The organism is Paenibacillus amylolyticus (assembly GCF_050990605.1).
In the GTDB taxonomy this organism is placed as follows: Bacteria; Bacillota; Bacilli; order Paenibacillales; family Paenibacillaceae; genus Paenibacillus; species Paenibacillus amylolyticus_H.
Window position 1 is genome coordinate 5,361,600 of record NZ_CP158832.1, and the last position, 19,101, is coordinate 5,380,700.

Annotated in this window: 22 protein-coding genes; 6 read left to right on the top strand and 16 right to left on the bottom strand. The window is 46.8% G+C overall.

The window, feature by feature from the left end; genetic code table 11:
* Positions 1-70: 70 nt before the first annotated feature.
* From ABTV53_RS23685 to ABTV53_RS23700, 4 genes are all read right to left on the bottom strand, one after another.
* Positions 71-316 carry a hypothetical protein gene (locus ABTV53_RS23685; protein ID WP_433747123.1) on the bottom strand — a complete coding sequence of 82 codons (246 nt, stop codon included), beginning with the start codon at positions 314-316 and terminating at the stop codon, positions 71-73.
* Between the two features lie 597 nt (positions 317-913).
* Positions 914-1,546 carry an MBL fold metallo-hydrolase gene (locus tag ABTV53_RS23690; protein WP_433747125.1) on the bottom strand — a complete coding sequence of 211 codons (633 nt, stop codon included), beginning with the start codon at positions 1,544-1,546 and terminating at the stop codon, positions 914-916.
* A 6-nt stretch (positions 1,547-1,552) separates the two neighbouring features.
* The gene (locus tag ABTV53_RS23695) at positions 1,553-2,122 is read right to left on the bottom strand and encodes a thioredoxin family protein (RefSeq protein WP_433747128.1); all 570 of its coding nucleotides are present in this window, start codon (positions 2,120-2,122) and stop codon (positions 1,553-1,555) included.
* 2 nt (positions 2,123-2,124) lie between these two features.
* Positions 2,125-2,739: a DedA family protein gene (locus tag ABTV53_RS23700; protein WP_036607012.1), complete on the bottom strand. Its 615-nt coding sequence runs from the start codon at positions 2,737-2,739 to the stop codon at positions 2,125-2,127.
* A gap of 160 nt (positions 2,740-2,899) precedes the next feature.
* Between ABTV53_RS23700 and ABTV53_RS23705 the strand changes: the two genes are divergently transcribed.
* Entirely contained in the window at positions 2,900-3,247 is a 348-nt protein-coding gene (locus tag ABTV53_RS23705) for a dehydrogenase (RefSeq protein WP_433747132.1), read from the top strand.
* Positions 3,248-3,713: 466 nt separating this feature from the next.
* Here ABTV53_RS23705 and ABTV53_RS23710 read toward each other — a convergent pair whose 3' ends face one another.
* The 5 genes from ABTV53_RS23710 to yyaC form a co-directional block, all read right to left on the bottom strand.
* Entirely contained in the window at positions 3,714-6,107 is a 2,394-nt protein-coding gene (locus ABTV53_RS23710; RefSeq protein WP_433747135.1) for an O-antigen ligase family protein, read from the bottom strand.
* Between the two features lie 191 nt (positions 6,108-6,298).
* Entirely contained in the window at positions 6,299-7,546 is a 1,248-nt protein-coding gene (locus ABTV53_RS23715) for a class I SAM-dependent methyltransferase (protein ID WP_433747137.1), read from the bottom strand.
* A 96-nt stretch (positions 7,547-7,642) separates the two neighbouring features.
* Entirely contained in the window at positions 7,643-8,347 is a 705-nt protein-coding gene (locus ABTV53_RS23720; protein WP_433747139.1) for a DUF6483 family protein, read from the bottom strand.
* A gap of 278 nt (positions 8,348-8,625) precedes the next feature.
* A complete protein-coding gene (locus ABTV53_RS23725; RefSeq protein WP_433747141.1) occupies positions 8,626-9,417 on the bottom strand; it encodes an alpha/beta fold hydrolase in 792 nt (263 codons plus the stop codon).
* 60 nt (positions 9,418-9,477) lie between these two features.
* Complete coding sequence (gene yyaC / locus ABTV53_RS23730; protein WP_433747144.1) at positions 9,478-10,035, bottom strand: spore protease YyaC; 558 nt, start codon at positions 10,033-10,035, stop codon at positions 9,478-9,480.
* A 158-nt stretch (positions 10,036-10,193) separates the two neighbouring features.
* On the opposite strand from yyaC, the gene ABTV53_RS23735 reads away from it, so the two are divergent.
* Complete coding sequence (locus tag ABTV53_RS23735; protein WP_017692283.1) at positions 10,194-10,418, top strand: DUF1128 domain-containing protein; 225 nt, start codon at positions 10,194-10,196, stop codon at positions 10,416-10,418.
* A 67-nt stretch (positions 10,419-10,485) separates the two neighbouring features.
* On the opposite strand, the gene ABTV53_RS23740 is transcribed toward ABTV53_RS23735, so the two are convergent.
* On the bottom strand, positions 10,486-11,211 hold the full coding sequence (locus ABTV53_RS23740; RefSeq protein WP_433747147.1) for a pirin family protein: 726 nt from the start codon (positions 11,209-11,211) through the stop codon (positions 10,486-10,488).
* A 139-nt stretch (positions 11,212-11,350) separates the two neighbouring features.
* Entirely contained in the window at positions 11,351-12,370 is a 1,020-nt protein-coding gene (locus ABTV53_RS23745) for an asparaginase (RefSeq protein ID WP_433747150.1), read from the bottom strand.
* Between the two features lie 177 nt (positions 12,371-12,547).
* Between ABTV53_RS23745 and ABTV53_RS23750 the strand changes: the two genes are divergently transcribed.
* From ABTV53_RS23750 to ABTV53_RS23765, 4 genes are all read left to right on the top strand, one after another.
* Positions 12,548-13,249, top strand: a complete 702-nt coding sequence (locus tag ABTV53_RS23750) for a phosphatase PAP2 family protein (protein ID WP_433747153.1) — start codon at positions 12,548-12,550, stop codon at positions 13,247-13,249.
* Between the two features lie 134 nt (positions 13,250-13,383).
* Complete coding sequence (locus ABTV53_RS23755) at positions 13,384-13,641, top strand: GlsB/YeaQ/YmgE family stress response membrane protein (RefSeq protein ID WP_017692278.1); 258 nt, start codon at positions 13,384-13,386, stop codon at positions 13,639-13,641.
* Positions 13,642-13,705: 64 nt separating this feature from the next.
* On the top strand, positions 13,706-14,113 hold the full coding sequence (locus tag ABTV53_RS23760; protein WP_433747155.1) for a YtxH domain-containing protein: 408 nt from the start codon (positions 13,706-13,708) through the stop codon (positions 14,111-14,113).
* An 84-nt stretch (positions 14,114-14,197) separates the two neighbouring features.
* Entirely contained in the window at positions 14,198-14,563 is a 366-nt protein-coding gene (locus ABTV53_RS23765) for a DUF5665 domain-containing protein (protein WP_433747158.1), read from the top strand.
* Between the two features lie 20 nt (positions 14,564-14,583).
* Here the strand turns inward: ABTV53_RS23765 and ABTV53_RS23770 are convergent, their stop codons facing one another.
* The 5 genes from ABTV53_RS23770 to ABTV53_RS23790 form a co-directional block, all read right to left on the bottom strand.
* Positions 14,584-15,609, bottom strand: a complete 1,026-nt coding sequence (locus tag ABTV53_RS23770; RefSeq protein ID WP_433754333.1) for a magnesium transporter CorA family protein — start codon at positions 15,607-15,609, stop codon at positions 14,584-14,586.
* 136 nt (positions 15,610-15,745) lie between these two features.
* Positions 15,746-16,519, bottom strand: a complete 774-nt coding sequence (locus ABTV53_RS23775; protein WP_047841571.1) for a sigma-70 family RNA polymerase sigma factor — start codon at positions 16,517-16,519, stop codon at positions 15,746-15,748.
* Entirely contained in the window at positions 16,516-16,968 is a 453-nt protein-coding gene (rsbW, locus tag ABTV53_RS23780; protein WP_433747161.1) for an anti-sigma B factor RsbW, read from the bottom strand. Before rsbW ends, ABTV53_RS23775 begins: the two co-directional genes overlap by 4 nt.
* Before the next feature lie 18 nt (positions 16,969-16,986).
* Entirely contained in the window at positions 16,987-17,325 is a 339-nt protein-coding gene (locus tag ABTV53_RS23785) for an STAS domain-containing protein (protein ID WP_036606989.1), read from the bottom strand.
* An 86-nt stretch (positions 17,326-17,411) separates the two neighbouring features.
* Positions 17,412-19,088 (bottom strand): response regulator, encoded by a 1,677-nt coding sequence (locus tag ABTV53_RS23790; RefSeq protein ID WP_433747164.1) that lies wholly within the window; start codon positions 19,086-19,088, stop codon positions 17,412-17,414.
* Positions 19,089-19,101 lie beyond the last annotated feature (13 nt).

Genomic DNA, 19,101 nt, shown 5'->3' on the forward strand with positions numbered 1-19,101 from the left:
AATACGACTGACTCTGTAGAAAGGTTCAATGGAATCAAAAAAAAATTAAACCCGACAATTTCCCGGGCAATCAGACTTGATTCCGGTAATCTTGCAGCTTGTCGAACCACGGTTGGTTGCGGGCTCCGTTTCTTAAAACACGGCTTGTCCATATATTCTGCTGAGACTTCATCACTTCATTGGTCACGCCAGGGTTATGTATTAAAGCTCGCTCAGTACCCGTTTCTCTTTTCCCACTTTCTATTGTGTGACGGTTTTCTTCAATAATCGGATACTCGACACGCTGATTCAACGGAATAACTCTTGTTTTCTCCACTTTGATATTCCCCACTCTCATGATCTATATAAGTTGAACTAAAGATTATTTACACTGACACTACGATGACAGAATAACCTTCCAATCGCTGTTATCCCCGGATTTTTTGATTCCCTTTTCTTAAAGGGAAAATCCGGGGATAGCGTATGCTTCCGATGCAGCTTTCTTTCAGAAAGCTTTTAGGCGAAGTGTATGCTTTCGAAGTAGCTTTCTTGCAGAAAGCTTGTAGCTTCGCTTTTTCAGTTTTTTTCTGTCCTCTCCGTTATTGTGTAAATGATTAGTTCAACTTATATACTATTTTTCTTAAACTCATCATTTCTAAATCAATCTGTACTTGCTATTGTCTCAAACTGGCTTGTGATGAAGCGCATCTTGCATCTCTATGTAGCGTAAAAAAGGCTAATTCTGTGATAAAAAGGGGCTGAAAACAAAAAAAGAACGCAAACCGGGTATAGACCACAGTCTGCGTGCTTCGCGAGGTTGGGTGTTTCTTGGTATTACTTCAGTTAGATGATGCCTTAACGCTTGTAACAACTAATTGCTATTCTAATGAAAAAGTTGTCACTTGTCCAGACTTTCTTCACATAACATGTCGGATTATCTTGCAGACACGTAAGGATTGTTCTGTTTCTCATAACCAATGGTCGTTTTTGGGCCATGGCCTGGGTACACTTTCACCTCATCGCCAAAGGTATACAGCTTGTTCTGGATCGAATCAATCAAATCCCGTTCACGTCCTCCCGTGAGATCCGTTCTGCCCACACCCATGCGGAACAGCACATCACCGGCGAATAGATCGTTCTCACAAAGCAAACTTACACTGCCTGGTGAATGTCCAGGTGTATGGAACACTTTGAACGTATGTCCAATCAGATTCAGCTTCTGTCCTTCGTCCATGGCATATTCAGCAGGATCTGTCGAAAGCGGTGGTGTCGCCTGCGGCCAATTCAAGGATCCATTTAATTTCGGGGTGGTAAGCCAGTCACTCTCCAAGTCATGAAGATAAACGGGACAGCCCTTCAATTTACGGATCTCATCGACCCCGCCCATATGATCAAAGTGAGCATGCGTGAGGAGAATGGCTTCAATCTCCATGTCTTGGATCGCTTTAAGCAGCGGCCCCGGATTCATGCCTGGATCGATAATGACGGCTTTACCTGGATCATCTCCTTGTAGAAGATACGCATTGGTCTGAAGCGGGCCTAGTGTAAACGTACGAATGTTAAGCATATCGGCTTAGTAACCCGAAATCAGTTCACGCAGCTCACGGATAATGGCCGCATGTGACTCCGTTCCTTCCCCATAACGTTTACCAATCTCTTGACGAGCTACAGCCAAATTCTCTTGATAATCTGCTGCTTCACGATCCGGATTAAGGCGTTTGAATTCTATCATAACTTCCTGTACATGCTGCGGACGAGGTCCCCACTGACCGAGCACATGTCCACCAGTATCTGTGAAAATAACGACTGGCACGGAACGGCCACCCATCGTCAGGAACTCATCCATCACTTCAGGATGGTTCTCCATAATCAGAACTTCCGTTGGGATTCCTGAAATTTCAAGCGCCTGAAACACAACTGGAATATTACGTACAACATCCCCACACCAGTCAGCAGCCAGAATTAACACACGCAGATCATCGCGATGGTTCAGACTCTCAAAAAACTCACGATCCTCTTCGTTCGACCAAGTAAAGCTATCATAGTTGGCCTGGAATTCACTTTGGTTCTTGGTCATACTTTCGATAAAATCCTTCGGTGGCAGACCTTTACCGAATTTGTGAGACAAGTTGGGTTTACCCATGACTAGACACTTCCTTTCTTTTTACGAACATTCATCCATTTAATAAGTACATAAACGATCATAAGGGCGAGAGCGACAAGCAAAATAGGCATAACATATGGCGCCGCTTTCTCATCAATATGCTTCCATTGATCCCCAAGAATCATCCCTAAATATATAAACAATGCAGTCCAGGGTATAACAGCGAGTGTAGTAAGCAAGATGAATTTGCCTGTGTGCATTTTCGTGATGCCAGCCGGGATGGAGATGGCATGTCTTACCACCGGAACAAAACGCGCCGTGAAAATGACACCTGTACCATACTTGCGAAACCACTCCTCGGAATGGTCGATGTGTTTTTTCTGGATGAGTATGTATTTACCGTAGCGTTCAAGTACAGGTCTGCCGCCATAACGGCCAATCCAGTAAATAAATAACTGGGCAATCACACCGCCCACCGTACCAAAAATCATAGCACCGAAGAAGTTGATATTACCTTGTGAAACGAGAAAACCTCCATACGCCAGCACAATTTCGCTTGGGATAACTTCCAACATTAATCCAAGCATGATTCCAAAGTACCCAAGACTTTGAATCCAATCGAACAATTGGCCAACAAGGTTATGAATAAAGTCCATCTCAACCCTCTTTCTCCATCCTGATTGGCGGTGCCCCTCCGCACCATGGATGTTCGTCCCTATTTTATCACAGGGCTGTGGACGTTGCTACTTCACGAGGTTGGGATAGTGTCCCGTTTGCAGCAGTCCGCATATGGTATGGGGAGAGGAGCGTGAGAAGATGTCACACAAGTCAATACCCGGTTCTCCACCGGTCAAACATACGCAATCCGGTCAAAACCTTCCTTCCGCCAGAGGAATTCGCAGAGCATGCAGCAAGGAATTGTACCGGACAGCCAAAAGGTTAAAAGTATATGTCTCTCCCGAACGGATGAAGCAGGCAGAAGAATATTATTACGGTAAGGTGATTGCGAATCTGCTCTGGATTGGGGAGAATCGCGACAACCGCAAGAAATTATGTGAGTGGTGGAACACGGATGTCAGTGCAGAGATCGCCGTGATGTGGGAAGTAGATGTTGAACCATTAAAAGATGCGTTTCAGCATGCATTTGGCGGATATCGTCTGTAGGAATGCAGGAATGAAAAGCTTCCCTCTGGGTGGAATTTGGGATTGTCCTCTGGCTTACGGTTGGAGCAGAGCATGGAGCCGACCACTACAGGGAGCAATGAGCACCACAGGGAGTATGAACATAAACACCGAGTAATTGTTCATGCTTAAACCCCACGAGCGGTAACGAATCTGAGGCGTCTTATTCAGGGATTTGAAGCCTTCTTAGAAATCTAAGGAATCTCAGACACGTTATATCGGGATTTTTTGCCTTTTATAACGTTTTTGTCAGGGGATTTAGGTAAATAACATGTCTGATGTTCCTTACAATTTAAAAGGATGAGCTAAAGGCCAAATAAGACGTCCTGTGTTCCTTAGAAAATCGTACTCCCATCCGCAAGGAGCAGCCAGCTTGGACTTCCAGAATTTTTAGACGCTGACATCCATTATTATATCGCTTGGGTAAACGTCAAGATCCAGCAGTGATTCAAGGAGAAGAAACAGAAGCAAGCTTGCGCAGGTTCTCTCCATAGTTTTGAACATGTTCTTCAATTACAAAACGGCGGTCATTGCGAACGTGTCCTGCTTTCACTTCCTCAGCCAACAGTTGGTACCGTTCGTACATCTGGACACCAGCGGCGGCAGTCTGTCGGGCTCGATCTCTATATCCTGCCTTCCATTCTCGCCGCGCTGCCTGCTCCATCCAATACAAAGCCGCGGATTGGCCAATGCCATCATACCGATTCAATGCGATCGCTTGGTCAAAATATTCTCCAGCCTGCTGTCCTTCGCCGAATTGGGCCGCCAATCGTCCCAGTTCGATGTAAATCTGAGGGTGCATCGGGGAATGGGACAGGCTGTTCAAAAGGAGTGATTCTGCTTCTCGTCCCGGGAGAGATCGTGCAAGGGATATCACGATATCCGGTCGATTCGGGTTAGACTGAAGGGCAGCCATAAGATGCACCTTCTGTGCTGGAGTGCCATCCGGTTCAGACATTGCCTGACGGTATTGCACTTCTGCTACGGCATATTGGGAGGTCAGCCAGACTGTCCCACCAATCCAGAAAAGGATGATCATCACTGTGGATACCCTTATTAGCCGAGCAGTTACTCGTTGAAGAATATGAAAGAAGGAACGCATCGGGACAGTTGTTGGGTGGGATTGGGTTAGTAAATATCGCAAAAAAAGAGATCTGGGTTGAGATCCCCATATGGATCTGGAGGGAGTGTATTCCACAGTTCCGCCCGATCGGTGGACTCTCTCTGCTTCCGTCTTCAATGCTGCTGCCCAAGCACCGAGCCAGATGAAGAGCATCCAAAATAGTGTGAAGCTCCAGTCAAAGTCCATCGCCCCATGCAGGCCAAAAATAAGCACGGATGGCATGAGCTGTGGTGCAAAATGAAACATGCTTCGCAGGGTGAGGAGAAACCACCCTGCGACAAGCAGGATGCCGATCATGCCCGTGTCCAGGGCGAGATCAAGCAGGCCGTTGTGAACCTCGCCTCCGACATAAGGCGAGGATTGAATGGCGCGAAACATGTTGCGCCATGTGTCTCCCCCGTGGCCAAGCCATGCGGCCTCGGTCCACAGCTGGAGGGCATCCCGCCACATCTGTAGGCGGGACATCCCAGTGCCGACACCCGCCGCCAGGCGATCGGCGGTGGAGGCCATGGCCATCAGTGCGGCGGCCGCCCCCGCCAGCACGATGGCCGTCAGGGCAGCGGCGCGCGGAGCCTTGGCGGCGCCGCTGTGCCATAGGCGGCACAGCAGCAGCGTGCCGAGCAGCGCAGCTGCCCATGCCCCGGCCAGTGCCAGCAGGCCGGGCACAGGTGCAGGCGCCAGCTGGGCAGCAGCCAGCTGGCGGTACAGCCAGGCCGCGCACGCTAGTGGCGCGGCCATGGCCAGCAGCAGCGGCAGGCGGGCACCGCGCCGCTGCAAAGCAAAGGCGGCGACCGCGGCGCAGCCGGTCGCCAGCCAAGCGCCGCGCGACTCGCTCAGCAGGAGCGCGGCTTGCGCGGGCATGAGCGGCAGCACTGCCGCGATGAGTCGCCCGGCCGGCACAGGCCGGGCTATGACTCGCGCGGCGGCTATCAGCCGCTCCAATGCGTACATGCCAACAATGGCACCGTACGCATTAGGGTACTGCAATAATCCGCCGAGCCTTGCTCCGGCGGAGCTGATCTCGGGGTCAGCAGTCCGCATCACCCCGAAGGGCAGAGGCAATATCCCGCACACGGCAAGCATACCGCTTAGCACAAACAAGCCGCCTGCCATCTGCCAACCGTAAGCTAACCAACGCGCACCATCCGTGCGCGCAGCCAGTATTACGGTGAGCAGGGTAAACAGCGCAAGCAGGCTCCAACGCAGCATCTCATCCATGCTGCCCTGTTTACTCACCGAGCCTGCCCATGCATGTAGTCCATAACATGTCATCATCCCCAGCGGCCACAACACCCGCCACATTCCCGAAAATCGAAAGATTTTCTCAACGATTCGTTCGATGTCCCCCTGCCCTCGTCCTAATGACACGGGTATTCGTTCACTCTCCTTCTGTGGACGAATACCGACAAGGAAAAGAAAAAACAGGATGAATACGCTTCCTGCTGCGATCAAAAGGACAGGGTACAGATCCGCTGAATAATACAATCCCCGACTCAGACATCCTGCAAGCAGCAAGACAATGGAGAGTATGCCCAACCCAACAGTCCAACCCGATCCTGAATAACGTATACACCTCACACTTTGAGAAAAACTCCCTGACACTTCGGTCTTGATAGCTCCATGGCGAAACCCGTCAAACGCCTGTTCCATCATTTCCTCATTCGCCGCATACCCTCGTCTATACCTTACAACTCCCTTGTCCATTGTCCTATTCTTCATCCTTATCCCCCTCCTTTCTCCGCTCCATATGCATGCATAACAAAAAGACAGAAGATCCCGATAACGGGTCCCTTCTGCCTGATATATATCTGACAGTTATGATGTTGCTTGCTACAATGCATGTGCACTCTATTGAAGTTTACAATCAGAGACCCTAATTGCAGTATGTCCCTGGTTTGGCATTGGCACACTCAGCAAAGATCGCAATTTGCGGAATCTTGAACGGTTTCTTTGCTCGATTTTGATTTCCCGATAACCTGCTTGCCATCCGCAGGAAGCAAATCCGCACAAGCCCGCTCCAAATATGGATCGGCATGAATGAAATCACGGAAAGCCGTATATTCATTCCACATCTCCGTCACTTCGCCCGCCTGACCGCGAACAGCACGAATCAATATGTTTTTGGGCGTATTCTCCATATCGATGAATTCAAGTAATTGTGTCTTGTATCCCATCAGATCAAGCAACTTGGCACGAATCCCATCCGTAGCCAATGCGGAAAAACGTTCCTTGAGGATGCCATGGGACAACAACGGATTCATCACGGAAGCCTCTACTTGATCAAACAGTTCATGCTGACAGCAAGGAACAGACAGAATAACAGAAGCTCCCCAACGAACCGCCTTCTCCAAAGCAGCATCGGTAGCTGTATCACAGGCATGAAGCGTGACAACCATATCCACTTCGTTCAATTCATCGTAGTCCGCGATGTCTCCAACCAGAAACTTCAGATCGCCATAATGCAATCGATTAGCCAGGTCATTACAGTGTTCAATTACATCTGCCTTCAAGTCCAACCCAATAATCTTGAGTGAACGACGTTGTTGTACAGACAGATAATGATATAACGCAAATGTCAGATAAGACTTGCCGCAACCAAAATCAACGATGGTCAGTGGACGCCCCTCCGGCAGATGCGGAATAACATCCTGCACCATTTCGAGGAAACGGTTGATCTGTCTGAACTTGTCATACTTACGAGCCAGCACACGACCTTCTTCGTTCATAATACCAAGTTCAACGAGGAACGATACAGGTACACCTTCTTCCAATACATATTGCTTCTTGCGATTATGCGACAGATCCACCGCAGTTTTGGAAGCAGATTTGGTCAAAATGGATACTTTATATTTTTTGCTGATCAAAATTTGATAGTCTGCCTCGGTCGTACAGAGCAGCCCTTGACGAAACGTCTCTTCGCATAACAAAGTCATGCGCTCAGCCGCTTCAGCCGGAGTCAAATTCTCGTGCAGCACTTTGTTGTTATAATGAAATGCAAATTGATAATGCAGCTGATTCTTCAGTGTCACCGGCTTGACTTGCACTTTGGTATACGAGACATTGTCCCGTCTGCGCAGCTGGCTCCAGGTCGCTGTAATCAGCGAATTCTGTTCAAAGATGTCTTGTATAAGCTTTCGCAATGAATCCACGGGGTACATCTCACTTTCGGTTTGGTTTGGTCAACCGTTACCATACCATAATTCCGTTTCCTCTCCAAGTAAAGGCATGTAACAAGCATTGATCCAATCCATATTTTATGAGTTCATCTCTTGACGACTTAGTTCAGCTAACCCCTCTTTAACTTCGTTACGTGGCAAACCTCCCTGCTCCAGCTGTTCATCCGTGAGTTGGCTCAACCTTTCATAGAACGCCTGTACATCATCTCGGTAGCTCACCGGGAATTCATCACCAAGCTGGAGCAATCTGTACCAACTGTTCTCTGCCTGGTCGTAACGTCCTTGTTGTTCATGATAGAGGGCAAGCTGTCTTTCAGACCGGGCAGGAAGTTCATATTCTTTCGTAAGACCCAATACATCCTTCACCCGTTCCGGTGCATTCAATAACTGGGGATTCGCGCCATGATTCAATGCATACAGGTAAAAATGAAGGGATCTCATCAATCGAATGACAGCCTCATCCTCTGCGTCCATTCTCTCCTGATCTTTTATGCCTTCCACTTTGGCCTTCTCTTGATAAATATAAGCCTCTTCTTCAATCAGCCTCGCAGCTTGCTGCAGATTGTCTACCTCAATCATTCCGCGAAAACGGAACATTTCAATAACATCCTCTGCTGGCATTGAGTTTAGTAAAGATAAATTCAACCCAAACTGCCTGCGCATCAGCTCATCCAGTTCGGACAAAGCCTCGGTATGCTTACGTTGCTGTTTGAGCGTGAACACTTTGCCAATGGCTTCCGTCATTTCCTCCATCATGCGGAGCAGATAATCTTTTCTGAACATGCTGTATGCCCCCTCACATCATTCGACCGTATACATTCAATCGTTCTCATCTCATATCGTCCTATTGTAGTTATTTTAATTCATGACATGACAAAAAGCCAAAAACAAGACGCCCACGTCTATGCTCCTGTCCATAAACACACTGAACCCCTGCTATCCCAGAGGGACTTTACAGGGGTTCAGCTAGAATGGAACTGGGTCCCCTCCTCCACGAGAGGGTAGAATCATCCAGAGACCAAACTATATTCTATTAAAATCAACATAAATCACTTCATTGATTACTTCGATAATCCAGACATAAATTGCTTAATGACCTGAATTAATTCTTCAGGAGCTTCATACATGCTCATATGACCCGCACCCGGGATAACAGCTTGCACGATATGCGGCTTGTCACTTGTAAATGTACGTTCTGGCGGGATAACAGCATCCTTCTCTCCTGCTACCAGCAATACAGGTAAAGGAGTGGCGGATAACACATCGCGGCGATCCGGGCGTTCACGCATAGCAAGTGCAGCACCAACCGCACCTTGAGGAGCAGTCTGGTAACCAATTTCCTTCACACGTGTGACATGCTTCGATAGCGATTCCACATGTTCCGGCGCGAATAGGCCGGGAATTAGCCCATCTACGAAATTAACGATACCTTCGGTCTGAATGGTGGATACAGCGCGAAGGCGTTTTTCCTTGGCTTCTTCACTGTCCGGATAGGCTGTGGAATGAATCAGGCCAAATGCATTCAATCGTTCCGGGTGACGTTGTGCAATCGAGAGCGCAATATATCCCCCCATCGAGTGTCCCAGAAGGACCGCTTTTTCAACATTTAACTCATCCATCAACTGTAATACATCGTTGCCCATCTGTTCGATGGTATAACTTCCTACAGGTGCATCTGTTTTTCCGTGTCCACGCAGATCAGGTACGATACAGCGATAGCTGCGTGCCAGTTCAGGTACGACCTCATCCCAATACGATGAACTGCCACAGTATCCGTGGAGCAAAATGAGTGCTTCTCCCTTACCTTGTTCGGCATAACAAATCGTTGTTCCATCACACATCACTTTTTCCATATGAATCCCTCTCTCTGCGCGAATTAAATAATTCAGGTTGTATATTATTAAGCCTACATCTTATGAATGAAACGTTTGTCTCCATTTCCATGCTTCAATTGCGGCGTCTGCAATCGTTCGGGACATCTCCATGACCAAGTGAAGCGAGGTCATCTGCAATATGGAATAAGGCCTTGGTCCATTGGCATTAACCACAGCTGCCAGACTGTATTGTCCGACAGGAGGGAGCTTACCTCCAACTGATTGGGCCGGAATGAGTGGGTTATTCGAGAGATAGTATGTACCTACGGCATTCTTGGGACCCAGACACGCATCGATCGCTATGATGGCATGGTGTGCAGGAATAAGTGTCAATTTCTTCTCCAGCGTATCTGCATCACAAGGGGAAAGCAGCGTGCCTATTACGTTACCTATTCCATTCTCTTGAAGGATACTTCCGGTAAGCGGACCCAGGGCATCCCCGGTGGAACGATCGGTACCGATGCAGACAAACGTGATTTCATCTGGAGCGTGAAGTTTGAGGATATTCTTGAAAAATAAAACCAGATTCTCTGCAGGCACGCCTTTGCGGACTTCCCTTCCTTGATGGCGAACCATTTCTCGCTTATACGCTGCCAAGCTGTGTTCCCTCCAGTACACTCAGGTTTCCATGAAAATCGATTGTTGTATCCATCATTGTAACCGATGCTAGGTTTCCCCGCAAAAGCATTGGCCTGAGCACTTCCAATCATGATACAATAACAAGAGTTTCCGATACGGAAGGGATGAATTTAACGATGGATTTAACACAAGCAACAGCAGCCAATATGGAATATATGATTGAAGCGATCAAAACCAAACTTCGTATGGCAAGTGGTGCCGCCATGCAAGCTTCTTCATTCCCACTTGAGAAATATGAAGATCTGTTTGACCTGTATGAAATGATTTTGAGCAAAGAACATCTCAGTATCTCTGAAGTGGAAGCTGTCGCTTCGGAACTGGGTAATCTTCGTAAATCTTAGCAAACGTAAAAAGGACCTGTTTTCCACATCAGCGTGGGAACAGGTCCTTTTTCTTAGGTTTATATCCTTAAGGCAGGTCAACCAGAACAAATTCGGCAGGTGCACTGTCCATGCTTGTGATTTGCAGATCACAGCTTTTGCGAATTCGTGCGGCATCGCCCGGCTTGAGGTTGAAGTTGCCATCCGAACATTGAATCTCTACATGTCCACTGATCAGGAAAAGGTGAGTCCGTCGATCTTCGTGTTGCGGGTACATCAACTTCTTCCCGGACTCCAAACGGGAAAGGTAACAGGTTACATCCTGGGAAATAGACAATGCGCCTTCGCTTCCCTCGCCCCCTTGCCCGGATACAATTGGACATAGACGATTCAAATGCTCCTGCGGCTCTATTCTCCGATTCGCATAGGAAGGTTTCAGCATACGCTCCGATGGCAAGAACCACATCTGAAGGAAACGTACCGGTTCATCCGCTGACGGATTGGTCTCGGAATGTTCCACTCCCGTACCCGCACTCATTACCTGGACCGTACCCGGTTCAAGCAATTGTTCTGTCCCCATACTATCCGTATGTTTGAGTGTACCTGATATGACATAACTAACAAGTTCAAGATCATGATGTGGATGTTTCTTAAAGCCTTCTTGCGGCATCAGCGTGTTCTCATTATGAGCCAGCAGACAGCCAAAATGGGCATTGCTTGGATCATCATAATCCGCAAAGGAAAAGCTGAATTCACTGTGTATCCAACCTCGATCCGACGTGTGCCTTTCTTCCGATGTCACCACTTTAATCATGTTCATCCACCTCCAAGGGTTTAGAGCTGCCACATTACCGCGGCAGTCCATGCGTGTATATGAATTGTATAGATGAATACCAGTTGGTATGTCATCTTTACCCGGGGTCCGGCAACTCTAATCACGCCCCTTCTTAAGGTTATACGCTATCTTCAAGTGAGTGGAGCATGAACTCACTATCTGCATGACCTACAAGGGTACCCGCATCATTTCGGATGTCCGAAGGGAACACTTCAGCCAATCGTGCAATGGTTCTCTCATTGGAATAACCAATCTGTTTCAGGATGGATTGGGTAATGAAAGCCCACTCTTCCTCGGAACCATCAAGAACCTTGAAGGTGATTCCCAGTCTTTCTTTTTTCAGACCAAATCCGAATACCCCCTTGAATCCACCCTTCGCTACAATGTTATCGTCTTCCAGCAGCACTGAATCTACACGCTCCGTGCCACCTACCATCAATGGATGTTCATTCATAGCTGATGTTATGGTCTCTACAGCTGTTCTTGTGGAAGGATCAGCGATAAGATCCGGACACGCGAGCTTCAGATAAGCGTTCGACAATGCCGACAACGGCAAAGAAAATACCGGAAAGCCGCAGCCATCCGTCCCAATCTCAATCTCTTTTTCCTCAATACCTGCCAGGTCGGCAAAGGTTTCAAGAATTTCCCGTTGCACCGGATGATCCGGTTCAGCGTAACTGCCCAGATCAACCTGCTTCATCTGACTGTACCCCAGAATTCCCAGATGTTTTCCGGAGCAGTTGTGCAAGATACGCCGTTTCTCTCCTTGTCCACGTAACCATTGATTACGGCTTTCTTCATTAAGCGGATAGCTTGGTGCACAAATCAGGCATTCTTCTCCCAATCCGATCTTACCGGATAACTGCTCCAGCACCCGAATGTGTTCCGGTTCCGAACGATGCGAAGAGGACATAATGGCTATCTCCTGTGCTGATAGGTCATAGTGACTGGCAATTCCTGCCCGAATACCTGGAATGGCTTGAAAAGGTTTGGCAGATGAGCGAGTGAACGCTCTAAAATGAGGGTCACCAGCCGAGTATACGATTCGGCCATACTCATCCGTAATACTTATGTGTCCGTAATGGGCGCATTCCATAACGCCTGCACGGTATTCTTTAATTAACAAGGCACTCTCCATGCGAGTTCTCTCCTTTGTGCTCCCGATTTCATCTCTGCTTTGCGTCACGACGCCGCATGGGATATCTTAAATAGTATAGTACAAAAGCGACGTTTTTACAGTTTTTTCGACAGGCATTTTGGGTATAGCTTAATCATCTATGTTCATCTACTACAATAACTGAAGGAGAAACTCATTATGCCGCGCAGAAAGTATTCACCAGCCTCATTCAGTTCAAATTCCGGCACATTATTACGTCCACTCCTCAACTGGGGTTTGGCTGGTCTGGCCCTCAGTACATCAGTCGTATTCATCCTGACAGGTCTGGGTGCCTGGTTGGGTGCTGATGTTATTATTCGTCTGGATGATCAAATTCAGCAATTATTTTACCTGAATTCAGATTCACGTCTTCATCTATTCCCTTACACTGCATTCATCACCGCACTGGGCTCATTCAAAATCTCTGCTGTGGCAGCAGGAGGTTTTGCTCTTCTTTTCTTCATTCAACGCAGTCCAAGGTTTGTTATATATGGATATGCGCTCACAGGAAGTTTTGCCATGATGTGGATTCTGAACACGTTATTGAAGGAATTTTTCAGACGAAGCAGACCTGAACTGGATCATCTGCTGGTCGTTCACGGGTACAGCTTTCCCAGCGGACATGCCATGATCTCCATGGGCTTCTACGGCATGCTCTTTGTAATCTGGGCCATTGAACGACAGCGACATAACTCTTCCAGTGTGTGGCTTCCTGTTCTATGTGGTATTAGTTTTATTTTCTTGATTGGGATCAGCCGGATCATGTTGGGCGTTCATTATCCTACGGATGTATTTACTGGATTTACTGCTGGATTGGCATGGATCTTCTGCATGGTTAAAGGCATTACACAAAGCCGCTAAAGAATGAATTCCTCTGATTTCCTGTTCATTCATCCTCATCTTTATTGTTTCACAAGGTTGCACGGCGTTTATATACGAAGTAAGCAAACGCGAACAGACAACATCCTACATCAAGTTTAAAGGAGGCGGTTGTTATGTGGGGCATCATTATCAGCATTGTGATGGCTGTCATCATCGGTTTGATCGGAGATGCACTTGCCGGTCACAACATGCCTGGAGGCATAATCGGTGCAATGATTGCCGGATTTGCCGGAGCCTGGCTGGGAGCACTTTTGCTTGGTAACTGGGGACCCGTTATCGGCAACTTTGCCATCATCCCTGCCATCATTGGTACAGCGCTCTTTGTTTTCTTGCTGGGGCTTGTGTCCAGACTGCTAAGACAGGCTGCCTGATTCGGGGAACAAGGTGTTCGTTGTTTCGTATTTGTTTCTAAAATTGAAGAAGGAGTGATTAGACATGAATAAAGCAGAAGAGCAATATCCTGTACAGACGGGTTCGACTTTCGCAAAAGGTATTTTCATCGGGGGGCTGCTGGGAGCTGCTGCTGCACTACTCTTCGCCCCTAAACCGGGACGTGAATTGCGTGGTGACCTTTCCGAGAAAGTGGGCATGGTTACTGACCGGACGAAAGAAGTTGCAACTGTTGTAGGTGATAGAGCATCCGAACTGGCTAAAACGGTCTCATCCAAAACTTCCGACATTGCAAAAACAGTAAACCAAGGCCGCAATGATGTAATGGAATCTGTGAGAAAAGCATCCGCTGATGTGGCTAACGAAGCATCCCGTGCATCTGATGAAGTGGCTGCCGCTTCCGTTGAAGCGAAGGAAGATGCACGTAAAGAACTTAACTCGACTAGCCTGTAAGGCGATACAGATCGAGTGACCAATAGCCAGCTGCACTCCAGCTGGCTATTTTTTATCCAATGCGAGTTGAGGAGGGCGAATAATATGAGTAAAGTTACAATCAACGGTAATACTCCAGTTACGGGAGGAACACCAGCACAGCATTATGATACAAGCGAGCATCCTTTTGAATTGCGTCATGAGGTAAAGCGATTGAACACCCGTTTGGACCAGATTGCGGACAGTCTGGAGAGAGCACAGATCAAGGATATTATTGAGAATTACAGCAGTCCCAAAAAGCGGATTATTACCAATTTCACAGCGGGCATGGCACGAGGTCTCGGTCTGACTGTGGGTACCTTTGTTGTTCTCGGTTTGCTCGCATTCATTCTCAGCCAATTCGTGAATATGCCGATTGTGGGCCAATATATCGCTGACTTGCTTGGTTATATTGAAGATTACAAAAACTAAGAGGACTAACCAGCAGTAGGTTATCTCTTACGTTTTTCCGCTGCTCCTTTTTTCTCTGTCTCTTCAGCTGAAGGCTGTGAGGATTTAACTTTGAGCAGATCTCCTGTCCAGCCTTTCATCATCAGCCATACATACATGCTGATCATGCTTAAGATAATAACAACAAGCACCAGTACAACTCCCCATGACTTATCAATAAAGGGCAGGTTCTCAAAGTTCATCCCCCATATCGCGCCAGCTGCCGTGGCGGGTATGAACACAGCTGTGACAATAGTCAGTGTTTTCATGATCTCATTGCCACGTACACCGGAGATTGCATTATCAATGGAGATTAATGTATCGATCTCTTTCTCGTAATGACTAAACAATCGTTCCATTCGCTCAACTCGATGTTGGAGCTGTTGGAAGTATCGATTTTCATTGATTTCATCAAGGTAAGCCTCATGTGAAGCGGCCATCAGTTCCGAGTAAGGGATGAACAGATTACTCCAATACAATAATTCAAATCGAGCAGCGAGAATCTGGTCCATTAAGGTGCGGGCATTGCGAGATTCCATCTTCCGTTCCAGATCACGCAAGTTCATCTCAAAATGATCCATCCCCACATGGTAGTAATGCAGTATAGCTCGAAAAAGTACAAACATCCCGTCCCTGGCCTCACTACATTGCTGTAACATATGGGCACGTTCATTCGTCTTCATAATCCCTCGTGTATTGTCATCCATATTCAAGGTAACCAGGTTATTGCGATCGACATAGAAAAACATTTGATTATCTTGACGCTTGTCATCTCTCTCATTCTTGATCGCATACAACAATGAACCAAATATGACTGGTTCTGTACCATTCACGAAACGGACGGACAAATAATTTGATTCGACTTCCGGAATTTTATGAAGCCAATACTGCATATCCGGAAATGCCTCTGTCAGTTCCTCCAATGCATCGTTCATGCTATTGCTGTCCGGTGCAACCCAATCCCACCATTGCCAATGGTCCGAGCAAGATAACTTGTCACGGCGAGTCTCCAGCTTGATTTGGTTCACAATCACTTTATCCACTCCTGCACTTGTTCTTTCATTACACACTCATCTTTTTAATCCCAAAAAGGACACGTATGCATTTCAGTGCAATGACGTGTCCTTATTTATGCCGTACTCAACAACATTAGGGTTGCATTTTTCATAACATTGAAGCATTAGACATAATCTGTTTCAATTTCTCTGTAGCTCGCTTCTGAATACGAGATACGCTCATCTGTGAGACACCAAGCTTCTGGGCAATTGCCCGCTGAGATTGGCCATCTTGAAAGGCTAGAATAAGTACCTGCTGCTCTTGTTCCTTCAATTGTCCCAATGCCTGTTGCAAGTCCATCCGTTTTTCGACCGAATCATAGTCATTTACATCTGCACTGATCAGTTCACCCAACGTTGCGGCACTATCATCCTGAGATAAAGGAGAATCCAGTGACACATAGTGGTAACATTCCCGACCAGCCAGAACTTCAATCGTCTCTTCTGCAGTCAAATCAAGGTATTCAGCAATTTCGTTCACACCGGGTGAGCGCTCCAGCTTCACGGTTAACTCATCAATGGCATGTTGCACAAGTGCTCCCTTTTCCTTAATCCGCCGGGGCACCTGAATATACCAGGATTTGTCTCGCAAGTAGTTTTTCATATGACCGATCATACTCTTCATAGCATAAGGTTCAAACGGAATACCCAGGTTGATATCGTATTGTTTCAGCAAACGAATCAAGGCCATCTGCCCGGTCTGATATAAGTCTTCGTATAGATCGGGGCGATTCCGAGCAATTTTACCTGCTGCCATCTTGACCATCGGTTCATATTTACGGATGAGAACTGTTGCAATTTCATTATCTTGGGTCTGCTGGTATTCCCAGATCAAACCTATAGCTTCAGACATGGACTCTGGGGGAGTCACTTTTTCATTCATACTTTCTCCTCACTTCTTGCAAGACGTTTTACGAGTACTACTTTCGTACCTTTGCCCGCCTCACTTTCCACACTGACATCGTCCATCAAGGCTTGCATCAGGTAGAACCCAAGTCCGCCAACCTGTGCTTCTGTCAGTTCTTTGTCGTGAAGACCAGCACGTGACACAGCAGGGTTCATGTTCTCGAAGCTGGCACCTTCGTCCTTAACAGTAATAGACAATGTTTCGCCTTCCACTTCGAATACAACTTCAACCATGCCGCCTTCGTGTGAGTAGGCATACAGTACAGAGTTGTTACAGGCCTCGGATACAGCAACTTTCATATCCTCAATGTCTTCATAAGAAAATCCCATTTTGGATGCTACTCCATAAAGATTAAGTCTTACAATATCAACGTAATCAGCTGTTGCCGGTAAATTAAGGGTGACTCTTTGAACTTCTGCATTCATTCCTTTTTCGATCCTTTCCTATTGGGAATTCTTCTGTGTGACAAAGAATTTGGCGATGCCTGTCATATCAAAAAGTTTCTGAATCTGCGCAGGAACTTCCTGTACTTCAAAGCGAGCTTCCATTCCATGTCTTGCCTTCAGAACAGATAGCAGGATACCAATCCCTGTACTATCGATATACTTCAATTCTTTCATGTTAATTACAAGATCCTGTTCCTTGTTGTCCACCAGCGGCTCCATCACCAAGCGGAAGTCAGGAGCAACCGACAAATCCAGTTCGCCAGTCAGATACACTGTGCACACGCCGTCCTGTGTTTCAGTTCTTGCATTGAATTTTTCATTTTTATTTGTATTCATTAGACATCTCTCTCCTGATCAATGGTTTCCTTACCTAATAACCCAACTTCAGCACGAGTGAAACAAAAAGGAGTTTGGAAATTGTTTCAATTGGCCTGATTCATGGCAGAAGGGCCTGAATTTAGCCTTTGTCGTTGTTTCTGAAACTGGGCTATTTTCTGTTTTACATTGCCCATTTTGACTGGTTTACTAATATAATCATCCATTCCTGCAGCCATACAGCGTTGCTGAATACCTTCCATCACGTTAGCAGTCATGGCTATAATGACCGGTTGATCGGTCGAGGACAGAGTCTCTCGAATCCGCCTTGTACATTCCAAACCGTCCATAACAGGCATCTGCAGATCCATGAACACATATTCATAGGGATATGGGCTGCCACTTAGCATATCGAGTGCCCCCTGCCCGTCTTCAGCAATGTCTGAGAGCAACCCAAGTTTACCTAGCATAATCGACATCAACTTCTGATTAATTGGATGATCATCCACAATCAATACCGTTGGATATTTATTCTCATTTTTCACATCCGTCAGCTTCTCTTCCCCGTTCCTGTGGACCAGTTCGGTTTCTACATAACGTTTTGCCTGAATTGTAAATACAAACGTCGCTCCTCGTTGTTCTGTTGTATCCAGGTAGATCTGCCCACCCATCATTTCAACCAGAGTCTTGCATATTGCCAGTCCTAAACCAGTTCCACCGTATTTACGTGTCATCGATGTATCCAGCTGGGAAAACGGCTGAAACAGGCGGTCAACTTTGTCTGAAGCGATACCTATTCCGGTGTCTTTAACAGCAAACTCCAATGCCATGTGTCCATCCTTTTCTTCCTTAACAGACACGATCAGATACACCCCACCGTGATCGGTAAATTTAATCGCATTGGCAATAAGGTTCAATAGAACCTGACGCAGCCTTGCCATATCTCCGTAAATTAATTCAGGAACAGAATCTTCCAAGAAATAATCCAGTTCCAGGTTCTTTTTGCCTGTTTCTGCAGAAAATAATCCCAGCACTTCCCGAATACAGGAGGCAATTTCAAAAGGGTGCTCTTCCAGTTCCATTTTTCCGGATTCCATCTTGGTGAAGTCAAGAATGTCGTTGATGACCGTGACGAGTGCATCCGCACTGCGACGAACGATGTCTACATATTCCTTCTGATCTTCCTTTAATTCCGTATCCATTAACAGATCCACCATGCCGATAACTCCGTTCATGGGTGTACGAATCTCATGACTCATCATCGCCAGAAACTCGGTCTTTGCATTAGCTGCAATCTCTGCTTCTTCCTTGGCTTGAATGAGTTGTTGGTTCATCTTCTCCAGTTCCTGTGTCTTCTGGTGAAGCAGCATCGTCTGTGTTTTCAATCGTTTGTTGGTGATAAACATCTCCACAAAGCCCTCGATTTTGGATTTCAAAATCTGAGGAATAAATGGCTTAACCATGTAATCAATGGCCCCGGCTGAATATCCCGCAAACAAGTGCTCCGCTTCTCTGCTATTGGCAGAGATGAATATAATCGGCACATCCTTGGACTTGTCCCGTGCCTTAATTAACTTTGCTGTCTCAATTCCGTCCATTCCAGGCATCTGCACATCGAGAACGATAACCGCAAATTCGTCTTTTAGCAGACAACGGAGTGCCTCTTCTCCGGAAGTTGCCTTAACGAGTTTATATTGTTCCGATTCCAGAACTGCTTCAAGCGCAAGCAAGTTCTCAGGGCGGTCATCTACCAATAATATGTGGATTGGTTCATTGAGCCCCATGGCTAACCCTAAC

Coding starts and splice junctions, on each gene's coding strand:
- ABTV53_RS23785 (WP_036606989.1), bottom strand. CDS start 17,325: ATGAATACAAATAAAAATGAAAAATTCAATGCAAGAACTGAAACACAG.
- ABTV53_RS23740 (WP_433747147.1), bottom strand. CDS start 11,211: ATGATTAAAGTGGTGACATCGGAAGAAAGGCACACGTCGGATCGAGGT.
- ABTV53_RS23715 (WP_433747137.1), bottom strand. CDS start 7,546: ATGTACCCCGTGGATTCATTGCGAAAGCTTATACAAGACATCTTTGAA.
- ABTV53_RS23725 (WP_433747141.1), bottom strand. CDS start 9,417: ATGGAAAAAGTGATGTGTGATGGAACAACGATTTGTTATGCCGAACAA.
- ABTV53_RS23700 (WP_036607012.1), bottom strand. CDS start 2,739: ATGGACTTTATTCATAACCTTGTTGGCCAATTGTTCGATTGGATTCAA.
- rsbW (WP_433747161.1), bottom strand. CDS start 16,968: ATGAATGCAGAAGTTCAAAGAGTCACCCTTAATTTACCGGCAACAGCT.
- ABTV53_RS23755 (WP_017692278.1), top strand. CDS start 13,384: ATGTGGGGCATCATTATCAGCATTGTGATGGCTGTCATCATCGGTTTG.
- ABTV53_RS23750 (WP_433747153.1), top strand. CDS start 12,548: ATGCCGCGCAGAAAGTATTCACCAGCCTCATTCAGTTCAAATTCCGGC.
- ABTV53_RS23695 (WP_433747128.1), bottom strand. CDS start 2,122: ATGGGTAAACCCAACTTGTCTCACAAATTCGGTAAAGGTCTGCCACCG.
- ABTV53_RS23745 (WP_433747150.1), bottom strand. CDS start 12,370: ATGGAGAGTGCCTTGTTAATTAAAGAATACCGTGCAGGCGTTATGGAA.
- ABTV53_RS23735 (WP_017692283.1), top strand. CDS start 10,194: ATGGATTTAACACAAGCAACAGCAGCCAATATGGAATATATGATTGAA.
- ABTV53_RS23775 (WP_047841571.1), bottom strand. CDS start 16,519: ATGAATGAAAAAGTGACTCCCCCAGAGTCCATGTCTGAAGCTATAGGT.
- ABTV53_RS23765 (WP_433747158.1), top strand. CDS start 14,198: ATGAGTAAAGTTACAATCAACGGTAATACTCCAGTTACGGGAGGAACA.
- ABTV53_RS23710 (WP_433747135.1), bottom strand. CDS start 6,107: ATGAAGAATAGGACAATGGACAAGGGAGTTGTAAGGTATAGACGAGGG.
- ABTV53_RS23790 (WP_433747164.1), bottom strand. CDS start 19,088: ATGGGGCTCAATGAACCAATCCACATATTATTGGTAGATGACCGCCCT.
- ABTV53_RS23720 (WP_433747139.1), bottom strand. CDS start 8,347: ATGTTCAGAAAAGATTATCTGCTCCGCATGATGGAGGAAATGACGGAA.
- ABTV53_RS23690 (WP_433747125.1), bottom strand. CDS start 1,546: ATGCTTAACATTCGTACGTTTACACTAGGCCCGCTTCAGACCAATGCG.
- ABTV53_RS23705 (WP_433747132.1), top strand. CDS start 2,900: ATGTCACACAAGTCAATACCCGGTTCTCCACCGGTCAAACATACGCAA.
- ABTV53_RS23760 (WP_433747155.1), top strand. CDS start 13,706: ATGAATAAAGCAGAAGAGCAATATCCTGTACAGACGGGTTCGACTTTC.